This is a genomic window from Tenacibaculum skagerrakense (assembly GCF_004345825.1).
Classification (GTDB): domain Bacteria; phylum Bacteroidota; class Bacteroidia; order Flavobacteriales; family Flavobacteriaceae; genus Polaribacter; species Polaribacter skagerrakensis.
This window is the reverse complement of the sequence record NZ_SLXM01000005.1, coordinates 194,456-209,344: the sequence shown is the minus strand read 5'-3', so window position 1 is coordinate 209,344 and position 14,889 is coordinate 194,456. Positions and strand designations below refer to the sequence as shown.

At 30.6% G+C, this 14,889-nt stretch carries 11 protein-coding genes; 8 read left to right on the top strand and 3 right to left on the bottom strand.

Translation table 11 applies throughout. From position 1 onward, the window contains the following. Nucleotides 1-31: 31 nt before the first annotated feature. From EV195_RS09985 to EV195_RS09970, 4 genes are all read left to right on the top strand, one after another. The gene (locus tag EV195_RS09985; RefSeq protein WP_132794805.1) at nucleotides 32-1,663 is read left to right on the top strand and encodes an OstA-like protein; all 1,632 of its coding nucleotides are present in this window, start codon (nucleotides 32-34) and stop codon (nucleotides 1,661-1,663) included. Continuing rightward, complete coding sequence (locus EV195_RS09980; RefSeq protein ID WP_132794804.1) at nucleotides 1,660-2,838, top strand: aspartate aminotransferase family protein; 1,179 nt, start codon at nucleotides 1,660-1,662, stop codon at nucleotides 2,836-2,838. Before EV195_RS09985 ends, EV195_RS09980 begins: the two co-directional genes overlap by 4 nt. Nucleotides 2,839-3,140: 302 nt before the next feature. Further along, on the top strand, nucleotides 3,141-4,610 hold the full coding sequence (locus EV195_RS09975; RefSeq protein WP_132794803.1) for a hypothetical protein: 1,470 nt from the start codon (nucleotides 3,141-3,143) through the stop codon (nucleotides 4,608-4,610). A gap of 230 nt (nucleotides 4,611-4,840) precedes the next feature. Next, nucleotides 4,841-6,613, top strand: a complete 1,773-nt coding sequence (locus EV195_RS09970; RefSeq protein WP_132794802.1) for an AMP-dependent synthetase/ligase — start codon at nucleotides 4,841-4,843, stop codon at nucleotides 6,611-6,613. Nucleotides 6,614-6,683: 70 nt separating this feature from the next. Here EV195_RS09970 and EV195_RS09965 read toward each other — a convergent pair whose 3' ends face one another. After that, the gene (locus EV195_RS09965) at nucleotides 6,684-8,327 is read right to left on the bottom strand and encodes a M1 family metallopeptidase (RefSeq protein WP_132794801.1); all 1,644 of its coding nucleotides are present in this window, start codon (nucleotides 8,325-8,327) and stop codon (nucleotides 6,684-6,686) included. 179 nt (nucleotides 8,328-8,506) lie between these two features. Here EV195_RS09965 and gcvT point away from each other — a divergent pair, with 179 nt between their 5' ends. Further along, complete coding sequence (gene gcvT / locus EV195_RS09960; RefSeq protein ID WP_132794800.1) at nucleotides 8,507-9,589, top strand: glycine cleavage system aminomethyltransferase GcvT; 1,083 nt, start codon at nucleotides 8,507-8,509, stop codon at nucleotides 9,587-9,589. 79 nt (nucleotides 9,590-9,668) lie between these two features. Here gcvT and EV195_RS09955 read toward each other — a convergent pair whose 3' ends face one another. Together EV195_RS09955 and EV195_RS09950 are read right to left on the bottom strand one after the other, a co-directional pair. Beyond that, nucleotides 9,669-11,255 carry a hypothetical protein gene (locus EV195_RS09955; protein ID WP_132794799.1) on the bottom strand — a complete coding sequence of 529 codons (1,587 nt, stop codon included), beginning with the start codon at nucleotides 11,253-11,255 and terminating at the stop codon, nucleotides 9,669-9,671. Nucleotides 11,256-11,324: 69 nt separating this feature from the next. After that, entirely contained in the window at nucleotides 11,325-11,882 is a 558-nt protein-coding gene (locus EV195_RS09950) for a 1-acyl-sn-glycerol-3-phosphate acyltransferase (RefSeq protein WP_132794881.1), read from the bottom strand. A 49-nt stretch (nucleotides 11,883-11,931) separates the two neighbouring features. On the opposite strand from EV195_RS09950, the gene rmuC reads away from it, so the two are divergent. The 3 genes from rmuC to EV195_RS09935 are packed head-to-tail and all read left to right on the top strand — an operon-like array spanning nucleotide 11,932 to nucleotide 14,888. Further along, nucleotides 11,932-13,263: a DNA recombination protein RmuC gene (gene rmuC, locus EV195_RS09945; protein ID WP_132794798.1), complete on the top strand. Its 1,332-nt coding sequence runs from the start codon at nucleotides 11,932-11,934 to the stop codon at nucleotides 13,261-13,263. Between the two features lie 17 nt (nucleotides 13,264-13,280). Then, nucleotides 13,281-13,982, top strand: coding sequence for a DUF4178 domain-containing protein (locus tag EV195_RS09940; protein ID WP_132794797.1), 702 nt, complete (start codon nucleotides 13,281-13,283; stop codon nucleotides 13,980-13,982). Nucleotides 13,983-13,988: 6 nt separating this feature from the next. After that, on the top strand, nucleotides 13,989-14,888 hold the full coding sequence (locus EV195_RS09935; protein ID WP_132794796.1) for a DUF350 domain-containing protein: 900 nt from the start codon (nucleotides 13,989-13,991) through the stop codon (nucleotides 14,886-14,888). Nucleotide 14,889 lies beyond the last annotated feature (1 nt).

The following is a 14,889-nucleotide window of genomic DNA, read 5'->3' as shown; positions in this document are numbered from 1 at the left end:
CATTATTTTTGCGTATCAAAATTTTAAAAATTTGAAGAGAGTATTTCTTTTTTTTTCATTACTAGCTATATTGAGTACCACTGCTCAAACAAAAAAGATTAAAATTTTATCCTCAGAATTATCTACTGCTGATGAAAAAAATTATCCAGGTGCTACTATATTAATTGGTAATGTAAAAGTTGCTCATGAAGGAGCAACACTCGATTGTAAGAGAGCATTATTATATAGAGAAAAAAACATTTTCAAAGCTGTCGGAGAGGTAGTTATTGAACAAGGTGATAGTATTATTCAATATTCAGACTACGCCAATTATGATGCGAATACTAAAATTGCCAAGTCTTGGGGTAATGTTGAAGTGAACGATAAAGAAATGAAGCTTTCAACGGATACCTTATATTTTAATAGAACAGAACAGGTATTATTTTATCCTTCAAAAGGAGTTATTAAAGATAAAAAGAACACCCTTACTAGTAACAAAGGAACTTATTATCTGCAAGACAAAAAGTTTACAGCTAAGACAAAAGTTAATGTAGTAAATCCAGAAAATATTTTGAATTCTGATCATCTTGATTATTATACTTCTACAAACTTAGCTTACATATATGGACCTTCAACTGTATTTAATTTAAAAGATAGTACTAAAATTTATGCAGAGAAAGGATTCTTTGACACAAATAGAGATGTTTCCTATTTTGTGAAAAATGCTAAACTCTTTTCTAAAGATAAAACGGTAGAAGCTGATAGTTTATACTATGATAAAAAAAGAGGTTTTGCTTCCGCAACTAATAGAATAAAAGTAATTGACACCATTCAAAAGTTAGTGGTTAAAGGTAATTATGCCGAAATTTTTGAGTTACAAGATTCTCTTTTCATTATAAAAAAGCCTGTCGCTATTTCTATTTTTGAAAAAGACTCTCTATACATACATGGAGATACAATACTTGTAACAGGTAAACCTGAAAAAAGAATTATAAGAACCTATCATAACGTGAAAATTTTTAAAGAAAATTTACAAGGAAAATGTGATTCTATTCATACTAACCAAGCTACAGGTTTAACTCAAATGTTTGTAGATCCAATTCTTTGGTCTGGTAAAAGTCAAATTACAGGTGATAGTATTCTTTTCAAAACCAATAAAACTACCAATGAACTAGATTCGCTTAAAGTTTTACGCAATTCATTTATTATTCAAAAAGACTCTTTAGATCCAAATAATTTCAATCAAATTAAAGGGCGAAATATGTATGGTAAGTTCAAGGATAATGATTTAAGAACTATGCTGGTTAAAGGAAACGCAGAATCTTTGTATTATAACAGAAATGAGGATACTCAAAAACTAGAAACCATTACGAAAGAAATTGCCAGTGATATTGAATTTACGTTTGAAAACAATGAAGTAATTCAAACAAAATATTTCAAAGAAACTGAAGGAAAAACATATCCTCCATCGCAGTTTCCTGAAGAAGACAGAAAGTTTAGAGGCTTTGTTTGGAGAGAAGATGAACAGCCTAAAACTATGGAAGACATTTTTATAAAAGATAAAAATGTTGCTAAGAAGCCTAGAAAAAAACTACAGGAAGTTGAAAATGCTAAAGCAATTTTAAACTCAGAATTAAATAAAAAAAATAAAAAGAAATCTAAACCAGATTTAGAAGAAGAGTGAAAAAAGATTTTTTAAAATATCAAGCACAAACTACTCCTCACCCACTTGCTATCGAAATTACTCATGCAAAGGGCAGTTATATTTTTGATACAAACAATAAAGCTTATTTAGATTTTGTCGCTGGAGTTTCTGCCAATAGTGTTGGGCATTGCAATGAAAATGTAAACAAAGCCATTACAGCACAAATTCAACAATACACTCATGTTATGGTGTATGGTGAATTTATTCAAGAACCTCAATTAGCATTGTGTAAATCTTTAGCAGCCACGCTTCCTGAATCATTATCTACTGTTTATTTGGTAAATTCTGGAACTGAGGCCACTGAAGGAGCTTTAAAATTAGCAAAGAGATACACTAAACGATCTGAAATTATTGCCGCTAATAATGCTTACCATGGTAATACTGCTGGCTCAATGAGTGTTTGTGGAACCGAACAACAAAATCGTGCTTTTAGACCATTAGTTCCTGGAACGAAATTCATTCAGTTTAATTCCGAAGAAGATATCCAAAAAATAACTTCAAAAACTGCAGGAGTAATTTTAGAAACTATTCAAGGTGGGGCTGGTTTTATAGAACCTAAAAATGACTATTTAAAGAAAGTTAAGTTAAGATGCCTAGAAGTTGGCGCTTTACTAATTTTAGATGAAATTCAAACAGGTGTTGCTAGAACTGGAACTTTTTGGGGTTTTGAAAATTACAATGTAATTCCTGATATTTTTATTACTGGTAAAGGTTTGGGTGGCGGAATGCCTATTGGTGCGTTTATTGCTTCTCATGAAATTATGGACACTCTAAAGGATAATCCGAAACTAGGACATATTACAACATTTGGAGGTCATCCTGTTATAGCTGCAGCTGCCAACGCTACTATACAAGAAATCAACAATTTAAAGTTGGCTAAAGAAGCTCTTCGAAAAGAACAAATTTTAAGAACACATTTACAACATCCTAAAATAAAAGAAATTAGAGGAAAAGGGTTAATGTTAGCCTTAATTATGGAATCACCAGAAGTAGCTGATAAAGTAATTTTGCAATCCTTGGAGGAAGGCTTAATACTCTTTTGGTTATTATATGAAAAACGCGCTGTACGTTTAACTCCACCGCTCACTATTTCTGATGAAGAGCTTATAAAAGGGTGTGAAATTTTAACAAAAATTTTAAACAATATAGGCTAATAATCATCGTTTTAATAATACTAATATAGTTGATTGGGGATTTTATTATTGACTATTGAAGTCGGTTAGGATATATATTCTAGCCGATTTTCTTTTTACATACTTTCTATCTTTTTTATTCCACTAAAAACAGCATTCATGATTTAATTCCGCTCTCTCAAGGAAAAAGCTTATTATTTTAATCTTAAATAACTTATTTTTAAGCTACTAAATCATTAAAAACTAACCTAATCATGACTTTAAAAAACGTAAACTTTGAATACAAAATAACGTTGTTATTGTTATTCACTACACTTCTACTAATGAATTGTAAACCAACTAATAGTAATCCTGTTATACTTGCAGAAACTCCTACTGGTCTTTCTTCAGATATTACGATATCCTACAACTTACCTGTCGATACACCAGCAGATCCCACTCAAGAAGAATTAGCAAAATTTGCTTGGGAAGAATTCTTTGCCTTAAACTGGAAATCTTCTTATGGGAAAGATAGTTTAAGGACTACTCCAGATACAAGTTGGGATTATACTAGCGATACAGGAGAAAATTTTCTTAGTGTTTGGGAAACATATATTCACAGATCTGAGTTAAGACCTGCAAATGGTAAAAGAACTAAAGATTTAAGTAAAGGTTCTCCATATTATACTTTTGTTGATTCAACTACTGTAAATGTTACTAACCCTGTTCCTTTAGATAATTACTGGAATATTCTTGATGAAGATAACGAAATTGGATCAGCATATGTCTTTGCTCATGAAAAAGAATTTGAGGTGCTTTATTCCGCAAAAACTAATTTAGCTGAATATAACTATCTTAAAAAATATTTTCCAACTGATACTGATTTATACAAAGCTGTTGATAAAAGTAATGATACTACTGCTTTTAAAGCTCGTTTAAAAGGATTAACTCCACAACAAATGTGTGCTTCTGATCAAAACACACAAGATGGATATGTATGTTTACCTTGTTCCACAGATGCCCAAAACCAAGGTGCAATTGAAATAAAATTAGCTTTTAGAGAGTTAGATCCGTCTAAAGATGATGCATCGAGATATATGGTAAAAGAAGTTGTATACTTTAAAGATTCTCTAGTGGGAACAAAAAAATATTCAAATGCGTTTACTAAAAAGTTTGCGTTAATTGGAATGCACATAATTCGTAAAACAGCAAATAATCCTACTTTTGTTTTTGCTTCATGGGAACAAGTTGATGAAAGAAACAAAAATTTTCAAACTATTGGTATTGGTGGTGTAGTTGTAGACAGCGTTAAATATAAAGATGAGGATCCTCATCGTTTAAATCCCGTAATTGAAAGAGTAATTCCAGAAACAATTCAAAAAGTAAATTCTAAAGTTCAACAAATGATTGCGACTAACAGCAGCAAATCTAAATGGCAATACTATCAATTAATTGGTGTACAAGGAACTCCTATTAACTATGAAGATAGAACTGGTGATAATAATTATTTTATGGCAAATTTTGTGATTGAATCTGACTTAGAATTAACTAATTTCCATGGTTCATTTGCAGATCCATTTGATGTAGCTGTTAAAAATGTAATAGCTGACGGAAAAGAGTTTAATATGGGGGGATGCATGGGATGTCATGGTCAAGCACAAGTAAAATTTGGAACTGATTTTAGTTTCTTGTTAGACAAAGGTGCTGGAAAACCGGTTGTTAGTCCAGATCCTTACCAAACTTATGAAGAAGCATTGGCAGTTTCTAATAAAGAAAAAATTAAACAACTAATTAAAGAATTTAATAAGAAATAATACACTTATATCTTACAAAACAACCCCTAAAAAGTCGATTTTTAGGGGTTGTTTACTATATGGATGTAACTTAATTTTTTTGCATTATTTTTTGATTTTTCTCTTTTTTCATAGCATTTATGTTGAAAAACTGTTAAAAAAGAGACCTAAAAAACAGTAATTCAGTAGAAAACATTTTTTGTACAACCAAGTTTATTTGTTTAATTTGTGCGTAACAAATTAAGGTACATATGTCGATTGAAATTACTCGGCTTTTTGACTTTCCATATTATCAATTGGAAAAATACAATCTTCAAAAAGCACTAACTACAAATTACAACGGTAATTGGGAATCTGTTTCTACTAAAGAATATCTGGAAAAAGCAAATACTATCAGTAGAGGTTTACTTCGATTAGGAGTTCAACCAAACGATAAAATTGCAATAATTTCAACCAATAACCGAACAGAATGGAATATTTGTGATATCGGAATCTTACAAACTGGAGCTCAAAATGTTCCAATTTATCCTACTATATCAAAGGAAGATTACGAATATGTTTTAAATCATTCTGAAGCTACATATTGTTTTGTATCAGACATCACAATTGTTGAAAAACTTAACCAAATCAAAGGTAACACTAAGCTAAAAGGAGTTTTTACATTTGATGAGATAGAAGGAGAAAAGAGCTGGAAAGAAGTTTTAGAACTTGGTGATGATAATAGTAATCAAGACGAAGTTGAAGCAAGAAAAAAAGCTGTAAAACCAGAGGATTTAGCGACCCTAATCTATACCTCAGGAACCACCGGAAGACCCAAAGGTGTTATGCTTTCTCACAACAATATTGTTTCTAATGTATTGGCTAGCTCTAAAAGAGTGCCTGTAGATCATGGACAAGGTAAAAGTTTAAGTTTTCTACCAGTATGTCACATCTTTGAACGTATGATTCTTTATTTATACCAATATTGTGGTATATCTGTATATTTTGCTGAATCTATTGAAAAATTAAGCGAAAATGCACAAGAGATAAAGCCAAATGTTATGACGGCTGTTCCAAGATTGTATGAAAAAATCTATGATAAAATTTATGCAAAAGGAACTGAATTGTCTGGAATTAAAAAAGCATTATTTTTCTGGGCTATTGATCTAGGTTTAAAATATCAACCATATGGTGCAAACGGTTGGTGGTATGAAAAACAACTGGGATTAGCAAGAAAACTTATTTTCTCAAAATGGCAAGCTGCTTTAGGTGGTGAATTAAAAATTATGGTTTCTGGTAGTGCTGCTTTACAACCTCGTTTAGCAAGAGTTTTTGCTGCTGCAGGTATGCCTGTAATGGAAGGATATGGTTTAACTGAAACTTCTCCGGTAGTTTCTGTAAATGATGTACGTGATGGAGGTTTTCGCATTGGAACTGTTGGTAGAATTATAGATGGTGTAGAAGTTAAAATTTCTGAGGAAGACGAAGTTTTAGTGAAAGGACCAAATGTAATGATGGGATATTATAAAGATGCTGAACGTACTGCTGAAGTTATAAAAAACGGTTATTTCCATACTGGAGATAAAGGTAAAGTAGAAAATGGCTTTTTAAGTATTACTGGTCGTATAAAAGAAATGTTTAAAACATCTGGAGGTAAGTATGTCATTCCAACTTTATTAGAAGATAAGTTAAAGCAATCTAGATTTATTGAGCAAGTTATGGTTGTAGGTGAAGGAGAAAAAATGCCAACAGCTTTTATTCAACCTAGTTTTGATTTTATAGCTGAATGGGCACGTAGAAATGATATCGAATTCACAGACCCTAAAAAACTAGTTACTAATGAAAAGGTTATCGCTCGTTTGCAAGAAGAAGTTGATGAGTGTAACTGTAACTTTGGAAAATGGGAACAAATTAAACGTTTTGAATTAACAGATGAAGAGTGGACTGTAGATAGCGGTCATTTAACTCCTACTATGAAAATGAAGCGAAGCGTTATTAAAGAGATTTATAAAGACTTGTATGAAAAAATGTACGATAGGAAATAAATATTACTCATAACAACAAAAAAGCAGATGGAATTCCATCTGCTTTTTTGTTGTTATTATATTATTCTATTTACAATCCTTTTACATCTATATAAAAGTTCTTATCTACTTTAATTTCAGAACTTTTTATTTTCTTAGTTTTCCATTCTTGCGTTGGCTGTATGCAAAGCTTTTCATCATTTATAATGATGTTAACTGGCATGTTAAAACCTTCTACTACATTGCTCCAACGGTATTCTAGCTTATTGTCTGCTATAGTATACTCTAGTACTGGAATTTTCACGGTTCTTAAATACTGATCAAACACTTTAGATAAATCTATTTTCGATTTTTTACTAATATAATCTTCTATATCTTTTGTGCTAACAGTGGTATGATAGAAATCTTTATTTAAACCTCTTAAAATACTTCTCCATTTTTCATCATCGTTAATCAATTGGCGAATTGTATGAAGTATATTAGCTCCTTTGTAATACATATCACCAGAGCCTTCACTATTAACATTATACTGTCCAATTATAGGTTTATCGTTTCTAATTAACCTTCTTGTACCAATTACATACTCTGATGAAGCTTCTTTACTATAATGATAGTCTAAAAATAAGTTTTCAGAATAAGCAGTAAAACCCTCATGAATCCACATATCAGCTATATCTTTGTTTGTAATATTATTAGCAAACCATTCGTGACCAGCTTCATGTATAATGATAAAATCAAACTTTAATCCCCAACCTGTTCCGGATAAATCATTACCTAAATATCCTTTTAAATATTTGTTTCCATAGGTAACAGAACTTTGATGTTCCATTCCTAAATATGGCACTTCAACAAGCTTAAAACTATCTTCATAAAATGGATATTTTCCAAACCAATGTTCAAAAGCTTTCATCATTTTTGGAGCATCTTTAAAGTGTTCCTTAGCTTTTTCTAAATTATCTCTTAATACATAATAATCTAAATCAAGCTCTCCTCCTTCTCCGTTATACTTTTCAGAAAAATGAACATAGTCTCCTATATTTACATTCACTCCATAATTATTAATCGGATTTTTAACTCCCCAATGATAAGTTGTAGTATTATCATCATGTTTATCAACTTTAATCAATCTACCATTGGAAATATTCATCAAATTACTAGGAACTCTAACACTTATGTCCATACTTTCTACTTCATCATACATATGATCTTTATTAGGCCACCAAACGCTTGCACCCAGACCTTGACACGATGTAGCTACAAAATGATTTCCTCTTGAATCTTTCTTCCAAGAAAATCCTCCATCCCATGGAGCTCTTTTAGCTACTCTAGGATTTCCTTCATAATACACAACTACTGAATATTCTTTTCCTTTTTTTTGTGTTTCTTTTAATTGAATAAAATGTGCATTTCCATCAGAATTCACAGATAACTCTTTTCCATTTTGAGTTACTTTTGTGATTTTCATCGGTTCTTGTAAATCTACTTGAAGTACATTTGATGGGTTTAAAACCTTATATCTAATCTCATTACTTCCTTTAATAAATCTTTTATCTGGATCTACTGAGATATCCAAATGATAATACGTTAAATCCCACCAAACTCTTTCTGGTGTAATACTTCCTCTTAAAGAATCTTGACGGGTAAAAGTTTCTGTATGTTCAAACAACCCAGTTTGAGCCGTTGAAACGAGATTAAAAAAAACGCAAAAAAACAACAATTGCATTGACCTTTTCATTCTTGAATTTGTTTTAAAATTTAAATCTAAGATAGCCCTTTTGTTAGAAAAGAGAATTCATTACTAATTAATTTAACAAAATGTATTTTATTTTAAACATACCGCATAATACTTAGGAAGATTATAGGTCTTTACAAAAGGATTCAATATTTTTGACACATCTTTAAACAAACAAATTAATGAAAAACACTGCTTTAACGCACGTTCACGAAGCATTAGGCGCTAAAATGGTTCCTTTTGCTGGTTATAATATGCCTGTTCAATACGAAGGAGTAAATGCCGAGCATGAAACTGTAAGAAATGGAGTTGGTGTATTTGATGTAAGTCACATGGGAGAATTCTTCTTAAAAGGAGAAAATGCTTTGGCTTTAATTCAAAAAATTACAACTAACGATGCTTCTAAATTAGTTCCTGGTAAAGCACAATACACATGCATGCCAAATAATGATGGAGGAATTGTAGATGATTTAATTATTTACATGATTTCTGAAACAGAATACATGTTAGTGGTAAATGCTTCTAATATAGAAAAAGACTGGAACTGGATTTCTAAACACAACGATTTAAATGTTGAAATGGAAAACCGTTCAGAAGATTGGTCTTTATTAGCAATTCAAGGTCCAAAAGCTGCTGAAGCAATGCAATCGTTAACTTCAGTAGATTTATCAGCTATTAAGTTTTATACGTTTGAAATTACTGATTTTGCGAGTATTCCAAACGTTGTAGTTTCTGCAACTGGATATACTGGATCTGGTGGATTTGAAGTGTATGTAAAAAATGAAGATGTAGAACAACTTTGGAATAAGGTTTTTGAAGCTGGTGCTAATTGGGGAATTAAACCAATTGGTTTAGCGGCTCGTGATACACTACGTTTAGAAATGGGATATTGTTTATATGGAAACGATATTGACGATACTACTTCTCCTATTGAAGCTGGTTTAGGGTGGATTACTAAGTTTACGAAAGACTTTGTAAATGCTGAAGCTATCAAACAACAAAAGGAAGAAGGTGTTACTCGTAAATTAGTTGCCTTTGAAATGACTGAAAAAGGTATTCCTAGAAAAGATTATGAAATAGTTGATACAGAAGGTTTAGTTATTGGAAATGTAACTTCAGGAACTATGAGTCCGAGTTTAGGAATTGGAATTGGTTTAGGATATGTTACTATTGAAAACTCAAAAGTAGATTCTGAAATTAAAATTCAAATCCGAAAGAAACAAGTAGCTGCGAAAGTGGTAAAACTTCCATTTTATAAAGGATAAGAAAAGTTATTACCTACCTATAAAACAAAAAACCTACTTTAATAAGTAGGTTTTTTTATTTTATATAACTTCTTATAGATTATTTCTTTTGCAATAAAGCCTCTAATTTTTCTAATCTTTCTTCTAAAGATTTTAGTTGCTTATTCTCTTCTTTCAGCTTCTTAATTTCTTTTTCTTGTTGAATTGTATATAATGTTAATTCTTCAACTTTTTCTAAAAGCTTTTTATTCATATCTCCTAATTCAACACCATTTTCTTCTACTTCTTTAGCAGAAGGAATATTAGCTAAATGACCATTTTCTTTAATTTGCTTTTCAACTTCTTCTAAGGTTGGTAATTGATAATCATTAGCAAACACATAATCAGGCCAAGTAGATTGTAACTTAACCGTTACTTTCTCTGCTACAATACCTGTAGAACCCGCAACAGCTAAATTATATCCTTTTGTGTCTCCAGTTCCAATACCTACATTTCCATTACCTAAAACCGTTACTCCACTGTTTAGATTATGTCCACCTCCAAAATTCATTGTATGAAAAGTCGTCGCGTCTTGATCATAATTATATAGATACATGTTATCTCCATCCATAGTATTTATTGTCATTCTTCTTGAGGTCTTTCCTGATTCACTTGAATAAAATGAAGCTGTACTTGTTAAAATTAAGTTTTGTGCTTTAATATTACCTACCACCTCTAATCTTTCAGATGGTTCTAATGTTCCTATACCAATATTTCCATTATCTCCTCTTAGAACCATTCTATTAATCGCTCCACCAGATCTGAAATAAACATGATGATTTGTTGATGTTCCAAAATGTAAGTTTTGATTTTTAGCCATTATTTCATTTGGATCAATTCCTATTCCAGCTGATGAAGTTCCTAATAAAATAGATGCATTTTTTAATGAGCTCCAACCCATAGTCGAGGAATTATTAATTTGTAATTTTGCTTCAGGAGAATTTGTACCTATACCTATATTTCCATCTTCTTTAATAAAAAATCGAGAAGCAGTAGTTAAAACATCTCCTACTGTTGTTTGAACCGCTGATGTAGTACTTAAAAACTCTAAAGTTCCTTTTCCAAAACGTAAGGCTCCTCTATAAGCTGAAAAATTATCTAAAGTTGATACTAATTGATTATTTCCTTGTCCACTTCTACCAGCTGCACCATAACCAATAACTAAACCTCCAGTTGAGTAGTTTGAACTCATTGTCGTTATATAATCATTACCAGCATAATTTTGTGCTAAGAACACTCCTCCTCTTGTTCCCTGCTCACTACCAAGTTGAGCAATTCCTCTTACATCTAATTTAGCTAGTGGAGAATAAGTCCCAATTCCTATATTACTATTTTTATCTAGAGTAAATGCGTATTGATTAGCAGAGTCGTTATAATTGTATAGCATAAACTTACTATCATTAGGATAATTAGATAAAAAACCCCAATTATTTTGACCTGCCTCTTGAAACCTTATCCCTGAAACTTTATCTAAAGCAGCAGTATTTATATGAATAAATGAAGAGTCATCTCCACTTGACTTTACCTCTAGTTTTTGAGAAGGACTAGTCGTCCCTATACCAACGTTACCATTTGATGCTTCCGTAATCTGAGCTTTCACAGCAAAACTAAGTCCTAGTAGGACAATCATTGCAATTTTTGTTTTCATTATATAATTATTTAATTCTCTTAAAAGTGGGGCAAAAATAGTGCTTTCTTTTAAAAGAAAAAATTAGAGCTACAATAAGTTTTTATTGTTAAACAACTCAGGTTTAGCAGGTATTATATCTTTATAAAAGTCTAAAAAGTGATTGAAATCTTTTTCCATATCATCCGTTAAATAATACGGATCTGCTACTACTATTTGCTTATTTTTAAAATCAAAAGCAAACATTACAATGGGTACATTTGCTCCTTTAGCAATAAAATAAAATCCCGTTTTCCATTTATCTGTATACTTTCTAGTTCCTTCGGGTGATAATGCCAAACGAAACTCATCCTTTTCATTAAAAATAGCAACAATAGCATCAACTAAATTAGTACTTTTACTTCTATCTACTGGTGTACCACCCAGTTTTCTAAATATAAGACCAAACGGAGGTTTAAATAAAGATGCTTTTCCTATATAATTAATCTTAATTCTAGTAACGGTTCTTGCTAAAATGGCAATTGGAAAATCTTTCCAACTCGTATGAGGAGCTCCAATAACTATGTACTTTTTTAACTCTGTAGGAAAATTACCAACTAACTTCCAACCTAATAAAGTATGGAAGATAAATTTAGATAAGCGATGTATCATAAATTGACTTTAAAACGGTAAATTTAACGTTTTAATTTTTTATCAAATGTCAGATCAATTGCTATACATCTTACTTACTGGTTTATTGGGAATTACTTTAGGTTTTCTTGTGGGATATATCATACAAAAAAACAAAGCAAGTGTGTTAGAAAAAGACAATTCTAGCTTATCTGAAAGAAATAACATTTTACAAGAAAATAAAAAAGAAGCTGAAAATGCTATCAATGAATTAAAAGAAGAGCTACGATTTATTCAATCTGAAAAAGAGAATTTAATTAAAACCAATACAGAACAAGATGTTCAGTTAAAAAATTTGAATACTAAACTTGAAGAAAACAAAAAAGAAATTGAAGGACTTCAAGAAAAATTCACAAAAGAGTTTGAAAATCTTGCTAATAAAATCTTAGAAGAAAAATCAAATAAGTTTACCGTTCAGAATAAGGAAAACATTAAAAATATTCTTGATCCATTAGAAAAGAAAATTAAGGATTTTGAAGAAAAAGTGGATAAAACGCACAAAGAAAGTATCGATTATCATTCCGCGCTTCGTCAACAAATTTTAGGTTTAAAAGAATTAAATGTTCAAATGAGTAAAGAAACATTAAACCTAACCAAAGCGTTAAAAGGTGATAGTAAAACACAAGGAAACTGGGGAGAATTAGTCTTAGAACGTGTTTTAGAAAAATCTGGATTAGAAAAAGATCGTGAGTATTTTGTGCAACAGTCTTTCACAAATGAAGAAGGAAAACGAATTTTACCCGATGTTGTTATTCATTTACCTGATAACAAAAAGATGATTGTTGATAGTAAAGTTTCGTTAACTGCTTACGAGCAATTGGTAAATTCTGAAGATGAACATGAAAAGGAACGTTTGATAAAAGAACATACAAATTCTTTAAAACGCCATGTTGATCAACTTTCTGAAAAAAAATATGAAGATATTTATAAAATAGAATCTCCTGATTTTGTTTTATTATTTGTTCCGATAGAACCTGCCTTTGCGGTGGCTTTAAATGAGGACAATACTTTATATAACAAAGCTTTCGAAAAAAATATTGTCATTGTTACTCCTACTACCCTATTAGCTACTTTACGTACAATTGACACCATGTGGAATAACGAAAAACAACAACGTAATGCATTAGAAATTGCGCGTCAGGCGGGTGCTTTATACGATAAATTTGATGGATTGTTAAAAGATTTAATCAACATTGGAAAAAAGATTGATGCTACTAAAAGCGATTACAGTTTAGCGATGAATAAACTAGTGGAAGGTAAAGGAAATCTAATTACGAGTGTTGAAAAACTAAAAAAAATGGGAGCAAAAGCTAAAAAAGCACTTCCAGAAAGTATTATTGATAGAGCTAAGGAAGATTAATTAAAATTGATATGTAAATGCAAGAGTTAAAAAGAGGCTATTTATTTGATTATAAAAACAATACTTGGAAAGTTACTGATATTTACAATATAAAATGGGACGACGGTTCTAAAACCACTGAATATCAAGTAAAAAACAAAAAAGGAGAAGTTCGATACTTAATGTTAGAATTTATCCGAAAGCAAAAACCGAGTTACACATTCTGGGAAAAGATTTCAAACATAGATAGTTTTCTTAAAACTATTTCAAAAACCGAATCTGATTTCGTTTCAATCGGAACTGCTAAGTTTCCTAAGAAATTCTATTATAAAAACGTTGAATATAATTTTGATGAACGTTGTAACGGAACTTGTACATACAATTATGAAACAGAACGTGTAAACTCATTAGATTATACCAATAATGATGATAATAAGTTTTTTGCTATACAATTATGGGATGATGAAATAGAAATAGCTACTGGAGTTAGTATTTTAAAAACTCAAATATCTAATATACAAGAACGCACATCATTTATTTCAAGTGATTCTATTTGGAGTTTCTTAGAAAAGCATCTTGTCCTGTATATTTTTGCTCTTTTTTTCTTAGTTACATTTGCTTTGAACAAATGTTCTAAAACCTCATGGGATAATAATCGAGATCTAAACGATTCTACAAAGGTTTATAGAAATGGTAATAGTTATTACAGAGGTAGAAGTTCTAGAGGATTTGGAAAATAAAAAATTATGGAAGAAAATACACTTACTTGGTTAACACATACGATAACTTATATAACGCTCTTTTACATTTCGTTTGTAATTGCAAAATTGTTTTTTAAGTTTAAGAATAGAAAAATACATCTAGAAAACGAACTAACTATTAAAGATAATGTAGCTTTTGCCGTTACTGCAACAGGTTATTTTATCGGGACAACAATTATTTTTTTAGGTGTTTTACATGGTGAATCACATGGACTTTTGCAAGATAGCATCTTGATATTATTTTATAGTATTTTAGGTAATTTGTTATTAATACTATCATCTTTAATTAATGAGAAAATTGTATTCGGGAAGAAGTTTAAGTTTTACAAAGAAGTTATTCGCGATGAAAATTTAGGTACAGGATTTATTGAAGCTGCAAACTATATTGGTTCTGGTTTAATTATTTTCGGTGCGATTTCTGGTAGAAACATAAACTTATTTCCAGAGCATGGCGAAATTGGTCATTATGTATCTGATTTTTTAAGTCTCTTATTTTTCTGGGGATTAGGTCAAATTATCATTTATATTTTCTTAAAAACCTATAAAAGATTCCTTTCTTACAACTTTATAAAAGAGATTCAAAAAGATAATAATGCTATTGGAATTGTTTACGCTAGTATTTTAATTTCAGTTGCTTTTCTATATTCGTTTGCCTCTAAAGGAAATATTGATTCATGGGAAATAGCTTTGGAAGATATTGCCTATCACTTAGGTTTAGCAATTATCTTGTTACCATTATCTAGAATTTTTATAGAAAAAGTTATTCTTCCAAAGAGTAATCTTACACACGAAATTGTAAATCAAGAAATTCCAAATAAAGGTGCCGCTTTAATTGAAGCTTTTGCTTATATCGGAAGCTCAATAATTATTAGTTTCTGTATGTAAC